Source organism: Rahnella inusitata (assembly GCF_965118895.1).
Taxonomy (GTDB): domain Bacteria; phylum Pseudomonadota; class Gammaproteobacteria; order Enterobacterales; family Enterobacteriaceae; genus Rahnella; species Rahnella inusitata_A.
This window is the reverse complement of record NZ_CBCPJJ010000002.1, coordinates 158,157-180,577: the sequence shown is the minus strand read 5'-3', so window position 1 is coordinate 180,577 and position 22,421 is coordinate 158,157. Positions and strand designations below refer to the sequence as shown.

At 50.9% G+C, this 22,421-nt stretch carries 23 protein-coding genes and 1 other RNA gene; 9 read left to right on the top strand and 15 right to left on the bottom strand.

Annotated elements, in window-relative coordinates; translation table 11 throughout:
- Window positions 1–39: 39 nt before the first annotated feature.
- Genes ACMHLI_RS02385 through ACMHLI_RS02375 form a run of 3 tightly spaced genes read right to left on the bottom strand, consistent with a single transcriptional unit; the run spans window position 40 to window position 2,541 of the window.
- Window positions 40–918 carry a metal ABC transporter substrate-binding protein gene (locus tag ACMHLI_RS02385; RefSeq protein WP_413528089.1) on the bottom strand — a complete coding sequence of 293 codons (879 nt, stop codon included), beginning with the start codon at window positions 916–918 and terminating at the stop codon, window positions 40–42.
- 40 nt (window positions 919–958) lie between these two features.
- Window positions 959–1,816 carry a metal ABC transporter permease gene (locus ACMHLI_RS02380; RefSeq protein ID WP_413528088.1) on the bottom strand — a complete coding sequence of 286 codons (858 nt, stop codon included), beginning with the start codon at window positions 1,814–1,816 and terminating at the stop codon, window positions 959–961.
- The gene (locus tag ACMHLI_RS02375; RefSeq protein ID WP_413528087.1) at window positions 1,813–2,541 is read right to left on the bottom strand and encodes a metal ABC transporter ATP-binding protein; all 729 of its coding nucleotides are present in this window, start codon (window positions 2,539–2,541) and stop codon (window positions 1,813–1,815) included. The genes ACMHLI_RS02380 and ACMHLI_RS02375 overlap by 4 nt, the downstream gene beginning before the upstream one ends.
- A gap of 358 nt (window positions 2,542–2,899) precedes the next feature.
- Here ACMHLI_RS02375 and ACMHLI_RS02370 point away from each other — a divergent pair, with 358 nt between their 5' ends.
- From ACMHLI_RS02370 to ACMHLI_RS02355, 4 genes are all read left to right on the top strand, one after another.
- Window positions 2,900–3,253: a hypothetical protein gene (locus ACMHLI_RS02370; RefSeq protein WP_413528086.1), complete on the top strand. Its 354-nt coding sequence runs from the start codon at window positions 2,900–2,902 to the stop codon at window positions 3,251–3,253.
- Between the two features lie 248 nt (window positions 3,254–3,501).
- Window positions 3,502–3,870: an Hha toxicity modulator TomB gene (gene tomB, locus ACMHLI_RS02365; protein WP_056771141.1), complete on the top strand. Its 369-nt coding sequence runs from the start codon at window positions 3,502–3,504 to the stop codon at window positions 3,868–3,870.
- Window positions 3,871–3,915: 45 nt separating this feature from the next.
- Window positions 3,916–4,119 (top strand): HHA domain-containing protein, encoded by a 204-nt coding sequence (locus ACMHLI_RS02360; RefSeq protein ID WP_056771138.1) that lies wholly within the window; start codon window positions 3,916–3,918, stop codon window positions 4,117–4,119.
- An 871-nt stretch (window positions 4,120–4,990) separates the two neighbouring features.
- Window positions 4,991–5,131: a hypothetical protein gene (locus ACMHLI_RS02355; RefSeq protein ID WP_413528304.1), complete on the top strand. Its 141-nt coding sequence runs from the start codon at window positions 4,991–4,993 to the stop codon at window positions 5,129–5,131.
- Window positions 5,132–5,313: 182 nt separating this feature from the next.
- Here ACMHLI_RS02355 and ffs read toward each other — a convergent pair.
- An RNA gene (gene ffs / locus ACMHLI_RS02350) (signal recognition particle sRNA small type) lies at window positions 5,314–5,410 on the bottom strand.
- A 191-nt stretch (window positions 5,411–5,601) separates the two neighbouring features.
- On the opposite strand from ffs, the gene ACMHLI_RS02345 reads away from it, so the two are divergent.
- The gene (locus tag ACMHLI_RS02345) at window positions 5,602–5,910 is read left to right on the top strand and encodes an MGMT family protein (RefSeq protein WP_413528085.1); all 309 of its coding nucleotides are present in this window, start codon (window positions 5,602–5,604) and stop codon (window positions 5,908–5,910) included.
- A 65-nt stretch (window positions 5,911–5,975) separates the two neighbouring features.
- Here the strand turns inward: ACMHLI_RS02345 and ACMHLI_RS02340 are convergent, their stop codons facing one another.
- Window positions 5,976–6,557 carry a YbaY family lipoprotein gene (locus ACMHLI_RS02340; protein WP_413528084.1) on the bottom strand — a complete coding sequence of 194 codons (582 nt, stop codon included), beginning with the start codon at window positions 6,555–6,557 and terminating at the stop codon, window positions 5,976–5,978.
- Between the two features lie 246 nt (window positions 6,558–6,803).
- Between ACMHLI_RS02340 and tesB the strand changes: the two genes are divergently transcribed.
- Window positions 6,804–7,670: an acyl-CoA thioesterase II gene (gene tesB / locus ACMHLI_RS02335; RefSeq protein ID WP_213051235.1), complete on the top strand. Its 867-nt coding sequence runs from the start codon at window positions 6,804–6,806 to the stop codon at window positions 7,668–7,670.
- A gap of 145 nt (window positions 7,671–7,815) precedes the next feature.
- Here tesB and amtB read toward each other — a convergent pair whose 3' ends face one another.
- From amtB to ACMHLI_RS02310, 5 genes are all read right to left on the bottom strand, one after another.
- Window positions 7,816–9,105: an ammonium transporter AmtB gene (gene amtB / locus ACMHLI_RS02330; protein WP_413528083.1), complete on the bottom strand. Its 1,290-nt coding sequence runs from the start codon at window positions 9,103–9,105 to the stop codon at window positions 7,816–7,818.
- An 80-nt stretch (window positions 9,106–9,185) separates the two neighbouring features.
- Window positions 9,186–9,524: a P-II family nitrogen regulator gene (gene glnK, locus ACMHLI_RS02325; protein ID WP_009639071.1), complete on the bottom strand. Its 339-nt coding sequence runs from the start codon at window positions 9,522–9,524 to the stop codon at window positions 9,186–9,188.
- Window positions 9,525–9,865: 341 nt separating this feature from the next.
- Window positions 9,866–11,695, bottom strand: a complete 1,830-nt coding sequence (locus ACMHLI_RS02320) for a SmdB family multidrug efflux ABC transporter permease/ATP-binding protein (RefSeq protein WP_413528290.1) — start codon at window positions 11,693–11,695, stop codon at window positions 9,866–9,868.
- Window positions 11,658–13,430 (bottom strand): SmdA family multidrug ABC transporter permease/ATP-binding protein, encoded by a 1,773-nt coding sequence (locus ACMHLI_RS02315; protein WP_413528082.1) that lies wholly within the window; start codon window positions 13,428–13,430, stop codon window positions 11,658–11,660. The genes ACMHLI_RS02320 and ACMHLI_RS02315 overlap by 38 nt, the downstream gene beginning before the upstream one ends.
- A gap of 139 nt (window positions 13,431–13,569) precedes the next feature.
- Complete coding sequence (locus ACMHLI_RS02310) at window positions 13,570–14,025, bottom strand: Lrp/AsnC family transcriptional regulator (protein ID WP_413528081.1); 456 nt, start codon at window positions 14,023–14,025, stop codon at window positions 13,570–13,572.
- A 120-nt stretch (window positions 14,026–14,145) separates the two neighbouring features.
- On the opposite strand from ACMHLI_RS02310, the gene ACMHLI_RS02305 reads away from it, so the two are divergent.
- A complete protein-coding gene (locus tag ACMHLI_RS02305) occupies window positions 14,146–15,189 on the top strand; it encodes a PLP-dependent cysteine synthase family protein (RefSeq protein ID WP_413528080.1) in 1,044 nt (347 codons plus the stop codon).
- 81 nt (window positions 15,190–15,270) lie between these two features.
- Here ACMHLI_RS02305 and cof read toward each other — a convergent pair whose 3' ends face one another.
- Window positions 15,271–16,092, bottom strand: coding sequence for an HMP-PP phosphatase (gene cof, locus ACMHLI_RS02300; protein ID WP_413528079.1), 822 nt, complete (start codon window positions 16,090–16,092; stop codon window positions 15,271–15,273).
- Between the two features lie 191 nt (window positions 16,093–16,283).
- Here cof and ACMHLI_RS02295 point away from each other — a divergent pair, with 191 nt between their 5' ends.
- Complete coding sequence (locus ACMHLI_RS02295) at window positions 16,284–17,996, top strand: SgrR family transcriptional regulator (RefSeq protein WP_413528078.1); 1,713 nt, start codon at window positions 16,284–16,286, stop codon at window positions 17,994–17,996.
- Between the two features lie 97 nt (window positions 17,997–18,093).
- The gene (gene queC, locus ACMHLI_RS02290) at window positions 18,094–18,792 is read left to right on the top strand and encodes a 7-cyano-7-deazaguanine synthase QueC (RefSeq protein ID WP_413528077.1); all 699 of its coding nucleotides are present in this window, start codon (window positions 18,094–18,096) and stop codon (window positions 18,790–18,792) included.
- A gap of 49 nt (window positions 18,793–18,841) precedes the next feature.
- On the opposite strand, the gene ACMHLI_RS02285 is transcribed toward queC, so the two are convergent.
- From ACMHLI_RS02285 to hupB, 4 genes are all read right to left on the bottom strand, one after another.
- Window positions 18,842–19,261 carry a YbgC/FadM family acyl-CoA thioesterase gene (locus ACMHLI_RS02285; protein WP_413528076.1) on the bottom strand — a complete coding sequence of 140 codons (420 nt, stop codon included), beginning with the start codon at window positions 19,259–19,261 and terminating at the stop codon, window positions 18,842–18,844.
- Window positions 19,262–19,378: 117 nt separating this feature from the next.
- On the bottom strand, window positions 19,379–19,762 hold the full coding sequence (locus ACMHLI_RS02280; RefSeq protein WP_413528075.1) for a ComEA family DNA-binding protein: 384 nt from the start codon (window positions 19,760–19,762) through the stop codon (window positions 19,379–19,381).
- 138 nt (window positions 19,763–19,900) lie between these two features.
- Window positions 19,901–21,781: a peptidylprolyl isomerase gene (ppiD, locus tag ACMHLI_RS02275; protein ID WP_413528074.1), complete on the bottom strand. Its 1,881-nt coding sequence runs from the start codon at window positions 21,779–21,781 to the stop codon at window positions 19,901–19,903.
- Between the two features lie 166 nt (window positions 21,782–21,947).
- Window positions 21,948–22,223, bottom strand: coding sequence for a nucleoid-associated protein HU-beta (hupB, locus tag ACMHLI_RS02270; RefSeq protein ID WP_112164315.1), 276 nt, complete (start codon window positions 22,221–22,223; stop codon window positions 21,948–21,950).
- Between the last annotated feature and the right edge of the window lie 198 nt (window positions 22,224–22,421).

Below are 22,421 nucleotides of genomic sequence, written 5' to 3'. Positions count from 1 at the left end.
GTAAATCTCCCCACGGCAGTGCCGTGAGGAGGGAAAATCTTATTTCATGCTGGCGACAATCGTCTCAACGTTATGCTTAAACGCTTTCACGTAAGTCGTTGCCGGGCCTTGCGGGCCAGACAATGCTTCCGGATACAACTCTCCGCCCGGTTGCGCGCCACTGGCAGCGGCAATCTGTTTCACCAGACGCGGATCGGTTTGATTTTCAATGAAGTAGGTTTTTACCTTCTGTTCTTTAATCTGCTTAATCAGAGATGCCACACCACTCGCGCTGGCCTCGGCTTCGGTCGAGAAGCCGACTGGCGCCATAAAACTCACATGATATTCCTGGCCGAAATAGCCAAACGCATCATGACTCGTCAACACTTTGCGTTTCGACTGAGGAATGCCGGTGAACTCGGTTTTAGCCCATGCATCCAGTTTTTGCAGTTGCTCAATGTATGCCGTGCCGCGCTGACGGAAATAATCAGCATCTTCGGGATCTGCTTTGATCAACGCATTCATTACATTGGTCGCGTAAATCACCCCGTTTGCCATGCTGTTCCACGCATGGGGATCGGTGATTTGCTTGCCGTCTTCTTCCATTTTGCGTGAGTTTACGCCTTCCGATGCGGTCACCAGATGCCCTTTATAACCGGACGCAGTGACCAGACGATCGATCCAGCCTTCCAGCCCTAAACCGCTGACGAAGACGACATCAGAGGCGTTAATCGCTTTGCTATCCTTTGGTGAAGGTTCGAAACTGTGCGGATCGCCATCCGGGCCGACCAGCGTCGTCACCCTGACGTGCTCGCCACCCACTTCCTGAACGATATTACCGAGAATCGAAAAGCTGGCCACCGCCTTCACGGTTTTAGCCATTGCCAGCGGGCTCGACAGCAGGGCAGCTACTGCGAGTGATACAGGTAGTACTTTCATCATGTCCCCTTATGGTACGACTTTTACATTGTGTGACTGCTTAACATCGCGAGGCGGTTAACATCCCGCCACGCTTTCCAAATAAAACTGAAATAAAGAAAATGACCGTCGCGCTGAGCACAATCGCCGGGCCTGCCGGCAGCGAGGCGTAATACGACCAGATAAGTCCGACGACGCTGGAGATAACGCCGATAATCATCGCGCTCAGCAAGGTGTGGGGTAAATCACGGGCCCAGAAACGTGCGCTGGCTGCGGGCAACATCATCAGCCCGACAGACATCAGCGTGCCAAGGATCTGGAAACCGGCAACCAGATTAATCACCACCAGCGCCAGGAAAATACCGTGGATCGCCGCCAGCCATTTACCGGCACTTACTCGCAGAAAGAGCGAGTCAAAAGACTCAATTACCAGCGCACGATAAATACAGGCCAGCATCAGCAACGACACACTGCTGATGATCCCAACCATGATCATCGCCGAAGAATCGATAGCGAGAATGGAGCCAAACAAAACATGCAGGAGATCGACGCTCGAACCGCGCAGCGAAACCAGCGTAACGCCCAGCGCGAGCGAGCCGAGATAAAAACCGGCAAAGCTGGCATCTTCTTTCAACTGCGTTTTGCGACTCACCAGCCCTGACAACATCGCAACCGCCAGCCCGGCGATAAAACCGCCAATTCCCATCGCCACCAGAGACATGCCTGAAATCAGATAGCCGATCGCAGCTCCAGGTAAAACAGCGTGGGACAGCGCATCACCGACCAGACTCATTCGCCGTAACAGAAGAAAAACACCCAAAGGAGTAGCGCTGATCGATAACGCAATACAGGCGATCAGCGCGCGGCGCATGAAGCCAAATTCAATAAAGGGGTCGGCCAGCAAATGGAAAAGCATCATGAATTTGCTACTCCCGCCGCCATTGAAAAGGGTTCTGACGAAACACAGGCATGCGCCGGGTGAGGAAAGTGGCTCAGCACGTCGTGTGCACTTCCCCACTGATTGTGTTGGCTACTGAGGTAAAGCACCTGTGGAAAGTGCCGTGCGACCATTGAGATATCATGCAACACCGCAATGACGGTCTTGCCTTCCCGGTGCCATTGCGCGATGACCTTAAGAAGTAATTCGGTTGTCTGACTGTCGATGCCGGTAAATGGCTCATCAAGCATGATGAGCGGCGCCTGCTGGACCAGTAAACGGGCGAATAACGTGCGTTGCAGCTGCCCGCCGGAAAGCGAACCCACTGGGAAATTCGCCATTTGCGTCATCCCTACCGTCTCCAGTGCCTGTGCCACATTCGCCGCTGACTGGCGATTAATGCCGCCAAATAAACCACTTTGCGGCCAGCATCCCATCGCCACAATATCGAACACGCTGATAGGAAAACTGCGATCCAGTTCAGCCTGCTGCGGTAAATACGCCAGACGCGGGCGCTTGCCTTCGCTGAAGGCGATATCACCGGTAACGGCCTGTTGCAGACCCGCAAGTGTTTTCAGAAACGTTGATTTTCCCGCGCCGTTGGCACCAATCACCGCCGTTAACGATCCAGACAAAAATCGTCCGCTCAGCGGCATCGCTACCGCGCGACGGTCATAGCCGACTTCAACATTGTTAACAAAAATCATGGTAGTGAAATCGCCCAGTAAATCGCGGCCCAGAGCACAACGAGTGCGGCCAGTACACCAATGCTGCGTACTGGCGAAGAAATCGTAAACAGTGTTTTGGTCATAGCCCCTCCAAATAGTTATAATATAACATCACATGAGGGGGTTTTTATCAATACATGAACTGTTTCAGTTTCTTAACGACGTCACAGAGCGCCCTAAACTGTCAGAAAAGGGTAAAAATTGATGTGCTTATCATAAAACCTATGAAAATCAAATCACTACATACCCGGACAGTGCGAAATTTTTTTCGTACTTAAAACACATAATCCAGAAAGTATGTAATAATGAAAGGACAGGGCTTAAGAGGAAATTACCCATGCTGAAAATGATCCCCAGCGATATTTATGGGAAAAATCCGTCTGTCAAAGAGTTACAAGAGATTATCCAACGTTCTTTATCTGAAATTGAACAACCTTTAATTGGCGATTTATCTTATTTTTCAGAAAATGCCCGTTATGAGCCGAATTCTTTGCAAATTGTGTCGATAACTCAAACAGACACAAACCAATATTCAATGAGTTACCGATACAAGTGGACGATTTTTAATGGTTGTCTGGACATTAATGCGGATGAGTTTACGACGCAAAATGTCACATTCACGGTCAGGGCAGAAGGCCTTGAGTTTGATATTATTGATACGTCCCGAGGAACCACTGCAGACGAATTGTAAGTTTGAGTAATACGTTTGCACAGCGTTCTAAAAATGAATTATATTTAAACTGTTAACTGTATAATAATCCCTGGTGAAACCTCCTTCAGATACCGGTTTATTGTAATTGTTACTGATGTTTAACTGAGTTTGTGATGTTTGCAGTTCATAGAATTTGTAGTGAGAGCTGTTTCCTGTAAGCCATTAAGTTTTGTTGTTTACTCACAGAGTGTTATCAACACCGAATAAACCATTACGGAGGGGATGATATGGATGAGTACTCGCCTAAGCGGCACGATATCGCTCAGTTACGATTCCTGAATGAAATGTTGTATGATGAGGGGATTGCAACACTGGGCGACAGTCATCATGGTTGGGTTAATGACCCTACTTCAGCTGTTAACCTGCAACTCAACGAACTGATTGAACACATTGCATCCTTTGTGATGAGTTTTAAAATTAAGTACCCCGACGATAACCATTTAAGTGATCTGGTTGAAGAGTACCTGGATGATACCTACACCCTGTTCAGTAATTATGGAATAAATGATTCTGACTTACGCCAATGGCAGAAGACCAAAAAGCGATTATTCAGAATGTTCTCAGGGGACTACATCTGTACGCTAATGAAGACTTGAGTAATAATTTATATGCTGACATCAGAAAAAAATGAAAAGGCCACGATGAACAAAATCGACTATTTGATGCGTTTAAGAAAATGCACCACTATTGACACACTTGAACGTGTTATTGAAAAAAATAAGTATGAACTTTCAGACGACGAACTCGAATTGTTTTACTCGGCAGCTGACCACCGTCTGGCAGAACTGACGATGAATAAACTGTACGATAAAATCCCTGTTGCCGTGTGGAAATTTGTACGTTAACAGTTTGCATTGAGCCGAATAATCGCTCGGCTCAATGTTTATTATTTCAACGATACAACGTTAGCTTTGTTTAACATTTCTTTTAGCGCAATCCGTCTTTCTTTTCTTAACTCGTCGTTGATACGTCTTTAAGAGAAATTGAAAACATTGTTCCGTTTTTTCAGAACGCAATGGAACCGGTTTAGGCATCATCGCAACCGTATGTCTTAGGGTCGGCTGCTGCAGATGAATTATTGTTAATTCATTATCGTTAAGCGTTGCAGTATATAATTCCTGCAGAAGTGCCAGGGCTAAACACGACCACACCAGCCCATACAACGTTTTCTGAAAATCCACCCGATATTTTACCTGCTAATTCAGGCGATGAGTCTCATTCTTCGACGTCACCACCCTGCTGATATTTCCCTTTAAAAACAATGCAAAATCTCTTTTCGCCAGCTGCCACCACGGGGTATCATGTTCTTTGCCCAGCGTATCATCAGGTCTGATCACCACCACAAACGGGTTTCAAGCAGCGGATAAAATGCTATTGATTCCGGCATCGCGCTGTAGTCACGCCGATACCAGAATCAACCGATCCCTTCTCCAGTTCCGGTAATAATGCATCATTGGTCAGATCATATAAATCCACAGACATACCAGGGAAATATTCTCAGAGTAATTGTGGAACGGTCGGAAATAACAGCGTGCTGACCGAAAGCACTAATCCGATTCGAAATGTTCCAATCCCGCCCTGTTGCATGATTTGCTGCATATCATCGAACGCGCTGTGAGCCATATTCAATAAGCGTTCTGCATATGGCAGTACCACTCGCCCTGTTCGGTGAGTCTCACATTTTGTGCCGGACGGTGGCTAAACGGCAGCGAACGGATGATGGAGACCCTCGACGCCGGGCTGACGTTGCAGATTCGCGGTTCTCATCCTAATTTGTCGCCGGAGATCACAGCTCCCCTGCTGACGTTACCCCATCTTTCATCCGGTCTGCGGGCTGCCGTTTTACATCGTCATTAAAGCGTTGGCGGAAGCGCCCGAGACTCCATTGAAGCTGTATATGCTGGCGATACCGCGGGTGTATTACTTCACAACGTTAGTGCACTACAGAAAGTAATAAAAGGTCTAAGGCGGTATTTTAGCGTTGTAATTTCAGGAGATTAGAGGAAAGAATAACTTTGGAGGGTCTGAATTGGTGGAGGCCCTGCCAGCTACATCCCGGCACACACGACACCTGCTATGGCTGCTTCCTTCCGGACCTGACCGAGTTAACAAGTTAGTGTTGCGGGAGAACCAACAGAGCCCCCATTGTCGTTGTTGGCTTCCTTTCTCTGTGGGAGAACTGAAGCGGTGGGCATTATCAGTGATGCCCGACTCAAAAGCAAGTTAACTGCCGACAACCGTTGTTTTCTTAAACAATACCGCTCAAACCTGCCTGCCTGAAGCGTGAAATTACGTCATACTGTGCGGCAACCACTGAGGAGGATGTGATGCCGGAACCCGATAACTTTCGCCAGCGCGTATTTCAAATTATAGCTGCAATTCCCGCCGGACAGGTCACTACCTACGGTAACGTCGCGCAGCTGGCAGGCTCGCCGCGAGCGGCACGGCAGGTGGGCGGTGTCCTCAAAAAATTACCCGAAGGCAGCACCCTTCCCTGGCATCGCGTCATTAACCGTCACGGTGAGATTTCCTTGCAGGGCGAAGATTTTAAACGCCAGCGTCAGGCGCTGCTCGCCGAAGGGATTGTCTTCAAGAAAGGTAAAGTCGATTTAGAGAAATACGGCTGGAAGTGGTAATCCATCCAAAGGTGTAAATAAAAAAGCACCGCCTAAGCGGTGCTTCAGTCTTACAGCTTTCGTACTTAGTACGTTGACTGCGTCGGTACTGCACTCACCGGAGCAGGTGCTGTACCCAATCCAGTCGGCTCAGACGGATTACTCAACGGCCCCAGCGCGCTTGGCTTGGTGGCAACGGGAACGGCGACAACCGGCACCAGCTGTAGATCTGCACGGGTACCCTGACCATTGTTAATCACTTCTTTGATGCTGTCAGTCACGAACGTCATCTGACCATTGATGGTCACCGCTGCGCTCAACAAGACACGGGCATTCGGTGGAATGTCCTGTGGGTTATACGGCAGGATAAACGTGAATGGTGACTGTTTGCCCTGCGTTCTCGCCACTTTCTGCGATATCACTTTGGATGGCGCATCCGCCAGAGAGGCATCTGATAATGTCACGGTCAGCACCGCATCAGGCGGTAAAGCGACACGCTGATTGATGAACACACTACCGGATACATTCGGGCCAGTTATTGCAGGCTGGCTGGCCGGACTGGCTGCCGAATTCACCGGAGCCTGCTGAGCGGGTGCCTCGTGATGCTGTGCACACCCGGCAAGAGTCAGAGACAGCGCGGTTCCACCTACTATCTGCCAAAGTTTCATAGATCGTACTCCCTTTTTATTATTCGCTTGTCGACAAGCTGTAATAAACGCCGACATGAAAATGGTTTCTTTAACCAGCTTACCCATTAATCATGGCACAATAATCTGGTTTTTTCCTCCCGATGGCGAAACAGGTCTTCTGAGTGCTCATAAGATCCACTATCATTAACAGGTTAGACCTGTTCGACAGTGTCATTTATGCGCTGCTTTCAGCATGAATCAACCGGTAACTTTCATGAGGCCACTATGAGTCAGGCATTAAAAAATCTGCTGGATCTGCTCGATCTGGAAAAAATTGAAGAAGGACTGTTTCGTGGTCAAAGTGAGGATTTGGGCTTGCGCCAGGTCTTTGGTGGGCAGGTTGTCGGTCAGGCGTTATATGCCGCTAAACAGACTGTTCCGGTTGATCGCGGGATCCACTCTTTTCACAGCTACTTTTTACGTCCAGGTGACAGCAGTAAGCCTATCATTTATGACGTTGAAATCCTGCGTGACGGCAACAGTTTCAGCGCCCGTCGTGTAAAAGCGGTGCAAAACGGCAAACCGATTTTCTACATGACCGCCTCTTTCCAGAGCCACGAAGAAGGCTTTGAACATCAGAACACTATGCCAGATGTGCCGCCGCCGGAGTCGTTGATCTCGGAGTCAGATATCGCCCAAAATCTGGCACATCTGATCCCGGAAAAAATCCGCGATAAATTTCTCGGCCATCGCCCCATCGAGATGCGCCCGGTGAAATTCCATAATCCGTTAAAAGGCAGCGTCGAAGAACCGCACCGTGCGGTGTGGTTCCGCGCTAATGGTGAAATGCCGGACGATCTGCGCATCCATCAGTATCTGCTGGGTTATGCGTCTGACTTCAATTTCCTGCCGACAGCGCTTCAGCCGCATGGCATCGGTTTTCTGGAACCGGGCATGCAGGTTGCAACTATCGATCACTCGATGTGGTTCCACCGCCCGTTCCGCATGGATGACTGGTTGCTGTACGCCGTAGAGAGTACCTCGGCCTCCGGCGCGCGAGGTTTTGTTCGCGGTCAGTTCTACACACGCGACGGCGTGCTGGTTGCGTCCACGGTGCAGGAAGGTGTGATCCGTAAGCGGGCTGCTGAATAAGTCTTTACGGATATATATCTCCGGCTAAAAATAGAAATTAAAAAGGGGCGATAGTGATATCGCCCCTTTTGCTATTCATCATTATTTTTTAGTTTTAGTACTGCTCGTGTAGAGAATTAGCGCACTGCTTTCTCTGAACATTTAATTACTGATTGTACGCATTTTCGCCGTGGCTGTTGACGTCCAGACCTTCGCGTTCCTGCTCTTCAGGGACACGCAGACCGACCAACATATCCGCCACTTTGTAACCGATGAAGGCCACAACACCAGACCAGACCAACGTGACGCAGACGCTGAAGAACTGAACCCAGACCTGATGGCCCATGGTCACACCTTCTGCATAACCTACGCCGCCCAGAGAACTGGAGGTGAATACGCCCGTCAGTAGGCAACCTACGATACCGCACACGCCGTGAACACCAAACACATCACAGGTGTCATCGACACGCAGCCATTTTTTCAGAGTAACGACCCCCCACAGACCGGTGATACCGCCGACCAGACCGATAATCAGTGCACCACCTACGCCGACCGTACCACAGGCTGGAGTGATAGCAACCAGACCCGCGATAGCACCTGAGCTTGCGCCCAGCAGAGAGGGTTTACCGCGAACCAGCCATTCAACCAATGTCCATGACAAGATTGCGCCAGCGGTTGCAATGACCGTATTCAGGAAGGCCAGAGCCGCAATCGGGCTGGCAGCACTTGCTGAACCGGCGTTGAAACCGAACCAGCCGACATACAGGATAGCCGCGCCAGTGAAGACCATTGGCAGATTGTGTGGTTTGAATGCTTCTTTGCCGAAGCCCGCACGTTTACCCAACAGGTAAGCACCGACCAGACCCGCGATAGCGGCGTTAATATGAACAACCGTACCACCGGCGAAGTCCAGCGCACCGTCTGCTGCCAGGAAACCGCCAGCCCAAACCATATGTGCCATCGGAATGTAGGAGAAGGTCAGCCAGATAACAGTGAAGATAAGCACCGCAGAGAAACGCACACGTTCAGCGATACCGCCAACGATCAGCGCCACGGTGATACAGGCGAATGAACACTGGAACGCCACGTGAATCATCTGCGAGAAGGTACCTGTGACGGAATCGAGGCCGATGCCCTTCATCATCACGTTACCGAAACCGCCGAAGAACGCGTTACCTTCGCTGAAGGCCAGGCTGTAACCGTAAAGGATCCACAGTACGCAAACCAGAGCAAACGTCACGATAACCTGAGTCAGCATCGACAACACGTTTTTAGAACGCAGCAAGCCGCCGTAGAACAGCGCCACGCCAGGCACAGTCATAAACAGGACCAGTGCAGTACAAATCATCATAAACGCGTTATCAGCACCGTTAGCGGCTGCTGGCGCGGCGGCCATGGCAAGCGAAGGCAACAATGCAACCGCGCCAAGCCCCATCATGGATAAAAGTTTTTTCATTATTAACCCACCCCTGTTTCTCAAAACCGTTTTCTAAGCTTTTTTATCTCAACTCTTCATGCAAAGAGGTGAGCCTGAAATTACAGTGCTGCTTCGTCGGTTTCACCGGTACGAATACGGATAACGCGTTGCAATTCAGCAACGAAAATTTTGCCGTCACCAATCTTGCCGGTGTAAGCCGCTTTACTGATCACGTCGATGACTTCATCGAGCTGATCATCAGCGATAGCAATGTCGATTTTTACTTTTGGCAGGAAGTTCACGCTGTACTCTGCACCGCGATACAGTTCAGCGTGACCTTTCTGACGGCCGAAACCTTTAACTTCCGTTACGGTCAGCCCCTGAATTCCAACAGCAGACAGCGCTTCACGCACGTCTTCCAGCTTGAAAGGTTTGATCACCACAGTAACCAGCTTCATTTTGCCACTCCTCGAATTAAGGGCTTGCCGCGAGAGAACCCGCGCCCGATACGAAATGGATAAAGCAAAGGGTGTGCCAGAGTTGAAATTTCTGAAAGATTGGTGATTTACCCGCGCAATACGGCATTTTCAGAATAATCGTGACGGGGCGCACAATGGGGGTGGCGGGCCATTATAAGAAAGCCCGCACTATTTAAGTGCTACGCGCTGCTTTTTAGTGCAACAGGGTCCATCGGGATTGAGGTATGCATTAAAGGGGGACAAGAAGGGGGAAATATTGCGAAACACACAGTGACATACAGGGACCCAACGCAGTGTAACACGCTGCGTTGGGTCAAGGATTACGCGTTTTCTGTAGCCGCAGTTACCTGCTCTGTAGAGGCAAGTTCCTGTCCGGCAAGCTGCAGCTGATACATCTGATAATACCGGCCTTTTTCGTTTAACAGTTGCAGGTGATTACCCTGCTCTACGGCCTGACCACGATGCAATACCAAAATATTATCCGCATCGACAATAGTCGAAAGACGATGGGCAATAACCACCAGTGTGGTTTGCTGACGGATAGCACGCAAAGCACGCTGGATCGCCTGCTCTGTTCCCGAATCGATATTGGCCGTTGCCTCGTCAAGGATCAGAATCTCCGGTGCCTGCACCAAAACGCGCGCCATCGCCAGTAACTGCTTCTGCCCAACGGAGAGATTATTCCCCTGTTCACCCAGACGCGTATTAAGCCCTTCAGGCATGTCGCGAATAAGTGGCGAGAGTTGCACAATATCGAGTGCGTGCCAGACCTGTGCTTCATCAATATCGCGCCCTAAAGTCACGTTGGCGAAGACAGATTCGGCCAGCACTACAGGATCCTGCTGAACCATCGCAATCCCTTTGCGCAAGCTGGCATGTGATAGATCTGCAAGGTTACGGCCATCGACTCTGATTTCCCCCTTATTGAGCGGGTAATATCCCATCAGCAAATTCGCCAGCGTACTCTTGCCACTGCCGGTATGCCCCACCAGCGCAACAAAACCCCGCGACGGCACTTGCAGCGATATGTTTTCCAGCACCCATTTTTCCGGGAGATAGGCAAAGCTCACATTTTTGATTTCAATCTCACCGCTGGTCAGCAACTTATTGTCAGAGCCATATTGCTGCTGCGTTCTGTCCATCAGGTCAAAAATACGCTCACCTGCGACGACGGCCTGCTGAAGAATCGACTGTTGTGACGTCAGTTCGATCAGCGGTTCGTTCAGACGTCCCAGATAGTTGATGAACGCATACAGGACACCAACGCCAACAGAACCTTCCGCGCTGAATCCGAACAGCAGTAATAAACCGCACAGAATCAGTGAGGAGAACAGGCTGAGCAGCGGACGCAGCAGGAAACCTTCCAGCCGCAGCGTTTGCATACGCGCCAGATAATGCGACTGGCTGGCGCGCGTCAGACGTTCACCGAAGCGTTTTTGCTGACGGAATTGCTGGATGACGTTCATCCCGTTAATGACTTCATTGAACCCGTCATTGATGTCCGCCAGATAGCTCCGCACCTTACGCACGATAGGCGTACTGTAAATCTGATAGAGCCCCATCACGACGAACACCGCAGGGAAAATACAAATTGCTACCGAGGCCAGACGCCAGTCGAGACTGAACATCGCCACCAGCATCGCGCCAATCAGAGCAATGCTGCGCAATACGGTTGAGACGACGGTGACGTAGAGATCGCGGATCACTTCCGTGTCGTTCGTAACGCGGGAAATCAACTGCCCGACCGGCTGGGTGTCAAATGCACTGAGTGGCTGGCGCAGGGCGGCGTCCATCACATCTGTGCGTAAACGCTGAACCACACCGACCGCTGCCCGATTAAACAACAGCGCCTGAAAATAGTGCAAACCCGCAGCCAGAAATTGCAGCAGTATAAAACACAGCGCCAGCAGACTGACCTTGCCCCAGGGCATTTCGCCTTTTGCGACGTAGTGATCGATAAAGAAGCTGATCAGAATTGGCCCGGTCACTTCTGCCGCCGCCGCAATCCATAACATCAGCACCGCAACGGAAAGCGGTTTTCTGTATGGCTTGCCATAACTCAACAGGCGTTTAAGCGTGGGCCACATCTTTTGAATTTTACTCACTTTTTGTTCAACCACGATCTTCCGTCTCCTGTTCCTGCGGCACATCATCCAGTGCGGCTTCCAGTTGCTGATACCGGAACATATCGCGATACCAGCCAGACTTAGCGGCAAGTTGTTCATGGTTCCCGCGTTGGGAAATCGTACCGTGGTTAAACACCAGAATTTCGCTGGCTTCTGTCAGAGCGGAAAGACGATGGGCGCTGATAATCACCGTACGGTCACTGCCCCACTGACGCAGGTTGTGCAGAATCTGATGCTCCGTACGGCCATCGACCGCAGACAGCGCATCATCGAGGATCAAAATTTCCGCTTTAAGCAGCAGTGCACGGGCGATAGAAATTCGCTGCTTCTGGCCGCCGGAGAGCATGACACCACGCTCTCCGACTTCGGTTTCATAGCCGCCGGGCAGACGAAGAATATCGTCATGAACACTGGCAAGACGCGCTGCTTCTTCGATTTCTTCCTGAGTGGCATCCGGGCGCCCCAGCGCAATATTTTGCGCAACGGTATCGGAGAACAGGAAAGGCGTCTGACTGACAATGGCCAGACGGGCACGCCAGTCATCCAGCAGGATCTCTTTGAGTGAGAGGCCGTGATACAGCACATCACCTTCAGTCACATCAAACTGTCGCTGGAGGAGCGCCAGCAGCGTACTTTTGCCCGATCCCGTCGGGCCACACAGCCCGAGCATTTGCCCCGGTTGCAGATAAAAAGTAACGTCAGTCAGCGAAGGATGTACGGTTTCAGGGTAATGGAAATCAGTAATTCTGGCCTCGAGTACAGAACGTCCGGCTGGCAAGGGTTGAGTCCCGTCCACCACGCTCGGCGCTTCCTGTAAAAGACTGCGTATACGGCTATAGGCAGCGCTTCCGCGCTCGACAATATTAAACATCCAGGCCAGTGCCAGCATCGGCCAGATCATCAGACCGAGGTACATCACAAAACTGGTTAACTGCCCGAGCGTCAGATGGCCGTTAACAACCATCCAGCTGCCGCCGCCAATCGCCAGCAGGTTTGCCATGCCAATTGAGACATAGATAGTCGGGTCGAAACGGGCATCGACGCGCGCCACACGCATGTTTTTCGCACCCGTGTCAGCGGCCACGTCGGCAAACTGTGAAGACTGGTGATTCTCCAGACCGAAGGCTTTGATCATACGGATGCTGGTCAGGCTTTCCTGAGCCTGATCGTTCAAAGATGAAAACGCGGCCTGCGCGGTTTTAAAGCGATGATGCAGCTGGTCGCCGTAGCGTTTAATGATAATCGCCATGATCGGCATCGGGACGAGGGAAAGCAGCGTCAGCTCCCAGCTGATTTGGGTCGCCATCACGATCAGTACTGCCAGCCCCATGACCAGCGAATCCACCAGCGTCAGAACGCCCTCGCCTGCGGCAAAAACCACGCGATCGACATCATTGGTTGCGCGGGCAATCAAATCACCGGTGCGGTGACGCAGATAAAAAGCGGGATGCTGACGGCTTAGCTGCCGGAAAAAATCCTGACGCAGTTCTACTGCCAATTGATAGGACGCGCCGAACAGCAGCACGCGCCAGACGTAACGCAGCAAATACACCACAATCGCCGTTGCGATCATCAGTCCCAGCCACGCAAACAGTACGCCATAAGACATCGTTTTGGTGGTAACGCCATCAATAATCACCCCGACCAGTTTGGGCGGCAGCAATTGCAGAATGGCAATGATGATCAGTAAGGCAACGGCACCCAGATACCGGCGCCATTCACGTCGGAAGTACCAGCCTAATTGGGCGAACAATCTCACGCAGCGTTTTCCATACAAATAATAACAATGATTTTATTGGGATAAGCCGCTTAAATATGGGCAACTTTCCTCTTCAGGCTGACAAGGATAACAGAGTTAACAGGGGTTTCTGATGAAACTTTTTACTGTAACTTTTGCATTAAATCGGTAATGCGGTGGTGGATTTTATGCGTTCCATCGCAAAACTTGAGGTGACATCATTCAGCCCCGGAATGCCGTTCACAAGTCGCTTGTAAAAGTTATCGTAGCTTTTCATATCGGCCACCTGCACCTGAAGTAAATAATCGTATTCACCGGCCATGCGGTAAAAACCCAGCACTTCAGGAAAAGCCTCAACCTGTTGCACAAAGCGCTGATACCATTCGCTGTTGTGATGTTGCGTTTTGATAAGCACGAACGCCGTCAGGCTTAGCCCAAGCTGGTCGCCGTCCAGCAGCGCCACTTTCTGACGAATGATTCCATCGTCCTCCAGCCGCTTGATTCTTTTCCAACAAGGCGTAGTGGTGAGATTTACCGCATCCGCCAGTTCGTTGAGCGATAATGTGCAATCTTTCTGCAACAGCGACAATAATTTAAGGTCAATTTTATCTACCATCCGGCACCTCAGGAGAAAATAATTCTACAAAAACTGTATTACGTGGGTTAAAGAGTAACTTATTTCTCTGCCGGTTACGTTATTCTTAGCACCATCAGCACACTAATATGGGCCTGCACCATGCGCAATTTCTGGGTTAATAACGCTATTAAAGAAATCGACGCGGATTTTCAGCGTTCAGCAGATACACATTTGATTCGCCTGTCGCTAAGCGACTTCCCCGGAATTTCGCTGTATCTGAAGGATGAGAGCACCCATCCTTCTGGTAGCCTGAAACATCGTCTTGCGCGCTCACTGTTTTTGTATGGCTTATGCAACGGCTGGATCCGCGAGAATACGCCGATCATTGAAGCGTCTTCAGGCAGCACCGCCATTTCCGAAGCTTACTTCGCCCGCCTGCTCGGCCTGCCATTTATCGCCGTCATGCCTTCCTGCACTGCTCCGCGCAAAATTCAGCAAATCGAGTTTTACGGCGGCCGCTGCCATTTCGTACAAAACTCAGGCCAGATTTATGCAGCGTCCGAGCAACTCGCCCGCGAAATGAACGGTCATTATATGGATCAGTTTACTTACGCAGAGCGTGCAACAGACTGGCGCGGGAACAACAATATTGCCGACAGCATTTTCCGTCAGATGTCTCTGGAACCTCATCCGGTGCCGCGATATCTGGTGATGAGCGCCGGTACTGGCGGGACATCCGCGACGCTGGGCCGCTACATTCGTTATCAGGGATATGATACCGAACTGGTAGTGGTCGACCCGGAAAACTCGGTGTTTTACGATTATTTTCAGCAGCGGGATGCCAGCGTCACAGCCCAATGCAGCAGCCGGATTGAAGGCATTGGCCGTCCGCGCGCAGAACCGTCATTTATCCCAAGCGTGATTGACGAAATGATGCAGGTGCCCGACGCCGCAAGTGTTGCAACGCTCCACTGGCTGGAGAAAGTGCTCGGCCGTAAAGTCGGTGGTTCGACCGGCACCAACGTCTGGGGTGCGCTGCAACTGGCAAAACAGATGCGAGAAAAAGGGGAAACTGGCTCGATCGTCACCTTGCTGTGCGACAGCGGCGAACGGTACCTGAATACCTATTTTGATGAGAACTGGGTCGCAAAAAATATCGGGGATATTTCGGGGTACGCGCTAGAACTGGAAGGACTCAGCTAACGCTGCTCCGGTTCGAAGAATGTTGAGTAAAAAGCAAGAATGAAAAAAGCCGGGACAGATGACCCGGCTCGCTGCAAAACCTTAATATTCGGGGGAATAGGTGAGGTTTGGTGTGTGCAGCCAGTGTTGCAAAAAGTGTGACACCGCCTGATTACGGCAATGTCCGATAATTTGTAAGTGCGGGGATTGCGCCTTCAAAACGGGTAGTGCGTTCCCCATAATCAGCCCCATACCGACGCCTTCCAGCATTTCTTTGTCGTTCATAGCATCACCAAATGCCATACATTCCGACATGTTGATCCCAAGCCCCGCAGTCAGCATCGCCAGTGCGCTGCCTTTATTGCTGCCAGCAGGCTGCACATCCAGACAATCCATCGCAGAAAAACATAGGTCGATGCGCGGTCCAAAATGCGCTTCGAGCTGGGGTACCAGCGACAACAGCACCTCATGTGGCGCACAGAAGCACACTTTGCTGTTACCCGAATCTGGCAGTAAACGCAGATCCTGCAACTGATAGCGAAAACCGCTGAACTGATGTGGGATTAATAAATCCGGATCATCGAGCGCGGTAAACCAGCCATCGTCGCGGAAAACGTGCAAACTTGCCGGCGTGTCCCACGTTGTGTGCAGCAATTCGTGGGCGCAATCTTCCGGTAAATCGCTGGAATGCAGTCTGTGGCCGGAAAGATCATGGATTCTTGTGCCGTTGCCGGTGATCAGATAACCGTCCAGCCCGATATTGGCGAGAATATCTTTCATTTCAAGATAGTGACGGCCGGTGGCGAACGTCAGGGTGATCGGCTTTTCAGCCAGCTGGCGCAGCGTGGACAGCGTTTTGTCACCCAGCGTATGGTCAGGTAAAAGCAGCGTGCCATCCATATCAAATGCGGCTAAACGGTACATATTTCCTCTCTGTGCGGGCCTGATTTCACGTTCAAAGTATGGACCGGGATTTACGGAACTAATAGTGAACAGTTTATGAATACTGTTCCGGTTTTAGCTCACACTTTGATTTTTTACTCCAGATCAGACAGCGGAACCTGCGTTATGCTGAACAAAGACAATCCCCCGCTAATAAAGGTTCCGTATTTACCGTGCGTCTGCAAAACCGGCTTAATCAGTTTCAGCGTTTATACCTGAAAACCGGCTCACATCCGGTTCAATTCACCGTGGCGGAGCTGGCGGAAATTTTCTGCTGTAGTGAGCGCCACACCCGAACCTTGTTGACCCACTTTCGGGATGCAGGATGGATCAGCTGGCACTCGCAGGCCGGGCGCGGAAAACGTGCTTCGCTGTGCTGCCTGAAAACCCCGGAAGATCTCCGCGGAACCTATTTACAGGAGTTACTCAAGAACGGCGAACATTCTGCTGCGCTGCAACTAAGCCAGCTGGCACCTTCTCATCTCAATGCTTTGCTTGCGCCACATCTTGGCGGCCAGTGGCAGGAAGATGCCCCGACACTGCGCATTCCCTATTACCGCCCTCTCCAGCCGCTGGATCCTCTGACACTTACCGGTCGCGCCGAGCAACATCTGGCCCATACGATCCACGCAGGCTTGACACGTTTCATTCCCGGCGATACTTCGCCACAGCCGAATCTTGCCCATCACTGGCAAATCAGTAATGACGGTAAGACCTGGCAGTTCTTTCTGCGCAGTCAGCTTTTCTGGCATAACGGCGAACCGTTGAAAACAGCTCAGCTGGTGGCGCGCTTTCAACAACTGCGGGGATCGGCACGCGGTAAACACAATATGGCATCAGTGGTTAAATTATCTCAGCCTCATGCGCTGTGCTTGCAGTTCGAGCTGGATAAGCCTGATTACTGGCTGGCGCACCGTTTTGCCGATCTCAACTGTCTGCTGGCACACCCGGACGATCCGCATATTGGTGCGGGTCCATTCCAATTGACCACGTTTTCCCCGGAATTAATCCGGCTCGAACAGCACACCTATTATCCTTTACAACATCCGTATCTGGCCGCTATCGAGTTTTGGATCACGCCATTACTGTTCGCGCAGCGGGACAATGTCAGTTGCCAGCATCCGGTGCGGATTATTCTCGGTGAGGAAGATGAGCTTTCGCAAGTGAAACCCGTCCGGCGCAGCACCAGCCTGGGTTTCTGCTATATCGCCGCGAATATGCGACGCGGAGTGTTAAGTGAAAAACAGGCGCAAAAAATCATTCGGATCATTCAAAGTAGCGGCATGTTAGATAATCTGCCGATCGACCACGACCTGGTGAGAGCCAGTAAAGAAATGCTGCCCGGCTGGCCGATCCCGATTCATGAGGATGTCGATGTGGCTCTGCCTAAAAGTTTGCGGCTTTTGTTCCATCCGCCGGTAGAGTTTGAACTGGTAGCGCAAGCATTACAGGAAAAACTGGCGCAAGAAGGTTGTACGCTGGAGGTGGTGTATCACGCCGGGCGCTTATGGGAAGACGGCGAATTACTGAAATCAGCTGACCTGTTGCTGGGCGATCGCCTGATCGGTGAATCGCCGGAAGCCACGCTAGAGAACTGGCTACAGCAGGATCCACTCTGGGCAGGTATTTTACGGGAAGAAGACCGGGTCCTGCAGCAACAGCGTCTGGAGTCTATCCAGCAAATCCCGCTGGAAAATTCACGCTCTGAAGAACTGCGAGACCATTTTTATCAATGGATGTCGCGCAGTATTATTACGCCGTTGTTTAACTATCAGTATCAGGTCAGCGCGCCGCCGCGCATCAGCGGTGTTCAGCTTACGGCGTGGGGCTGGTTCGATTTCTGTCAGGCGTGGGTACCGCCGCCGCTACCACAGGAAAACGCGTGACCCAGCTGTTTCACTACACTACGGCGGCAAAGGTCAGTACCATAAGCAGGATTTTGCTGCCCGATGCGCGGTCAGTTTTAGCGAACAGGAAATCTGAATGAAAAGAGCAGTGGTAGTTTTTAGCGGTGGACAGGATTCAACAACCTGCCTGATCCAGGCCTTGAAGGAGTATGACGAAGTACATTGTGTCACTTTCGATTATGGTCAGCGTCATCGCGCTGAAATTGAGATCGCGCAAAAGCTGTCTGTACAGTTGGGCGCGCGTGCCCACAAAGTGCTGGACGTCGGTTTATTAAACGAACTGGCTGTCAGCAGCCTGACCCGTGACAATATCCCCGTACCGGGCTTTGGAGAAGAAACAGAAGGCGGTTTGCCAAGCACTTTTGTTCCCGGGCGTAACATTCTGTTCCTGACACTGACGGCGATTTACGCTTATCAGATTCAGGCTGAAGCAGTGATTACCGGCGTGTGCGAAACCGATTTTTCCGGTTATCCGGATTGCCGCGATGAATTCGTTAAAGCGCTGAACAATGCTGTTTCTCTTGGGCTGGCGCGCGAAATACGTTTCGAAACACCGCTGATGTGGCTGAACAAAGCCGAAACCTGGGCGCTGGCGGATTACTACCAGCAACTCGAACTGGTTCGTCATCACACCCTGACCTGTTACAACGGTATTGCCGGTGACGGCTGTGGTGAATGCGCAGCCTGCCATCTTCGCGCTAATGGTCTGCAACAGTATCAGCAGGATAAAGCGGGCGTGATGGCGAGCCTGAAAAAGAAAACTGGCCTAATTTGATACTCTCTTTTTAAAAGGAACGGGCAGCCACTTCGCTGCCCGTTTTTATTTATCCCTCCTGGCTGGCCTGATCGTTTTCCAGCTCAAGCTCGCGCAATCTTTCCAGCAACTCACCTTCCAGCGGTAACGCTTTTTGCGTGCGTAAATCGATACACACAAACGTCAGCGTGGCATCTGCCACAATATCACCCTCACAGGTCACTACCTGCTCAATGACACCGCTTCGGCCGTTCAGTTGCTGAAGGCTACTGTCGATGCGTAAGACATCGCCCAACACGGCAGGCTTGCGGTAGTTGATGTTGATATTCACCACGATGAAAGCAATTTTGTTTTGGCTCATCCACTGAAAGCCAGACTGATTGTCCAGCCATTCCCAACGCGCCGTCTCCAGAAATTCCAGATACCGGGCATTGTTAACATGTTGGTAAACGTCGATATGAAAACCGCGAACTTTGATAAAAGTATGCATAGTGATTAAACAACTCCTGCTGATCGCCTGAGGCATAAACCAAACTGGTCAGATGTCTTTAGAGATTAGCAGAAGAAAACGGCGGCACCCGTTAAGGGTTTGCCGCCGCGACATCCGTCACAGTTTCAGACGGTCCTTGTTACGTTCAAACAGTGCTGCACCGATTCCCGGCACTTCACGCAGCTGTTCAATATCGGTGAACTGCCCCAGCTCTTCACGGTAGCTGATGATGGCCTGCGCCTTTTTCATCCCCACACCGTTCATCACTTTGGCAAACTCCTCCGCCGTGGCGGTATTGATGCTGACGGTACTTTCGTCAGTCACCGCCACCTGCTCCTTTTTCACCTGCGGACCCGCCACTTTGCTGGCCGTCGTTGCCGGGGCAACTGACGTTGTGGCAACCGTACCGGTGGTATTGGGCGCCGCCTGTAACATTACAGGTAAGGTAGAAAGCCCCAGTGCCAGAGCGAGTGAAAGTGAAGTAATACCTAATTTTTTCATGCTGTATCCTCCATGTGTTTGACAGCACACAGAGAGTGCATCAGGAAAAAAAAGGGAACAACGGGCAACTTTCAAATGTGGAAAAGGCCGCGAAAGCGGCCTTTGTTTGTTGCAACGCGTTGCAAAACTTTGCGGCGTTTACTGGTTTTGTGCAGCAGAACCGAACTTGATTTTCGCTTCCTGACGCAGGTTAGTCAGCAGCGCATCGAAGGTCACGTTCGAGGAGGTCTGTTGCATCTCCTGAGTAAAACGTACGGTATCGGCTTCAGGAACAGCACCTGGCGTCACGGCAGTCAGTTTGACCAACACGCTGTTGCCTTTGGTATCCTGAGACAAACCGTAGGCTGCCTGATCTTTCTGCGGTTGCGGCATTGCGAAGACGTTCTCTTCGAAAGCAGAAGGCTGCTGGCTGCGCTGTACTTTCTGCACATCACCAAAGCTCAGTCCTGCGGCTTTCATCGCCTCATCGCCCTTGCCTTCTTTCAGCGCCGTAAGCAGTTTCTCGCCTTCCATACGCGCCTGATCTTGTGCTTTCTGGCGTTTCACCCGTGTTGCAACCTGATCTTTCACTTCAGCAAATGGCTTAACGCCTTCAGCTTTATGCGAATCGACGCGTACCACAAACGCACGATCACCATCGACCGTGATGATGTCAGAGTTGCTGCCCGGAGTACCATCCTGAGGGATAAGACCACCTTCAAAAATCGCCTGCACGACAGGTTTGAAGTTGATGGCTGCCGGGATTTGGTTCTGGGTGAACCAGTCGGTGTGTACTGCTTTCACACCGGCAACGTCTTCAGCCGAAGCCAGAGATTCGTTATCGTTGGTCGCCGCTTCACTGACCTTCTGCTGCAAGGCATAGTAGGCATCGAGTGATTTCTCTTGTTTGAGCTTATCAGTGATGCTGCTGCGCACTTCATCCAGAGGCTTAACCTGTTCAGGTTTAATATCTTCGAGACGCAGAATGAAGAAGCCACTGTCAGATTTAATTACACCGGAGACCTGACCTTTGGTGGTCAGATTGGCATTTTTAAACTCAGGCAGCGTAGTTTCAGGTTCCATCCAGCCCAAATCGCCGCCTTTTTTGGCGCTCAGTGCATCGGTGGATTTGGTTTTCGCCAGTTCAGCAAAGTCAGTGCCGTTCTTAAGCTCAGCCGCAACGGCATCTGCTTGTGCCTGAGTTTTCAGGACGATAACGCTGTAACGACGGCGCTCTGGCTGACCAAACTCGTTTTTGTGCTGGTCGTAATAGGCGCTGATATCAGCATCCGATACGTCTGCTTTACCCTGCATGGCTGCAGCATCCATTTGGATGTAGCTAATTTTGACCTGCTCAGGGGATAAGAAGTTGTTTTTGTTCTGCTCGTAGAAAGACTGCAATTCAGCGTCAGTCACCTGCTGTTTCGCTGCCAGAGTCTCAGTGTCCAACGTCGCCGTATGTACATCGCGGGTTTGCAGGATCAGTGCGCCTAGCGTTTTGCTTTCAACAGGGAGAATGAAATCGGACTGACCAAACGCTTGTTCGAGCTGCTGACTGATCAATTGCTGTTTCATCAACAGGGCAAAATTATCCGCGCTGTAACCCATACTCTGGATACCTTGGAGATATTTAGCGTTGTCGAAACGACCATTGGTCTGAAATTGCGGCGTCGCAAAAATCGCGTCTTTGATCTGTTGATCATTGACTGTAATGCCTAATTTTTTGGAATACTGATCCAGCAAAGTGACATCGATCAGGTTGTTCAGCGATTCCTGACGCAGTTGCTGCATGTAACCTTCGCTGCCTGCCAGCGCAGAGAATTGATCTCCAAGCTGTTGTTGCAGTCGGCTGCGCTGATTTTGCACTGCCTGCTCTAACTGAGCTCGACCGATCTCCTGACCATTCACTTTCGCTGCATAGTCGCCTGAACCGCCGACCAGGTAGTTGCCCACCCCTGTCAAAATAAAGGACAGAATAATCAGGGCCAGAATGATTTTGAGCACGACGTTATTGGACGCCGCGCGTAAATTGTCCATCATAGTGAGGCAACACTCCGCTGTAATAAAAAAAGCGCACCGTTTTCGATGCGCCTTGTATCTTACCTTACCAGCCCGGTGACGTCAGGTTATTGTTTAACAACCAGACCTGAGTAAATATGCATCAGTGATACACTTCACACAGATTTGACGTCAGCTCTTCGGGTAATTAACCGTTAACGGCATCTTTCAGCGCTTTACCTGCACGGAAGCCAGGTACTTTAGCTGCTGCAATGCTGATTTCTTTACCGGTCTGTGGGTTACGGCCAGTACGTGCTGAACGTTCGCGCACGGAGAAAGTACCAAAACCTACCAGAGCGACTTCTTCCCCGGCTTTCAGGGTATCAGTGACAGATCCAAGAACCGCATCCAAAACACGTCCCGCTGCGGCTTTAGAAATATCAGCGCCGGCAGCAATTTTGTCGATCAATTGTGACTTATTCACTCTTTTCGTCCCCTCTTAATATTTTTCATCACGCCGAATTTCCCTTCGGACGTGACCGCGCTGCTGTTATATCAATCTTGTCAGGGCTATGCAAGCGACTGAAAGCAGCCTGAAACCCTCTGACCGCTGACTACGTTAACGGTACAAAAAAAAGCTGGCAAGTGAGAATTCACCAGCCAGCCAGAGTTTTATTCAACT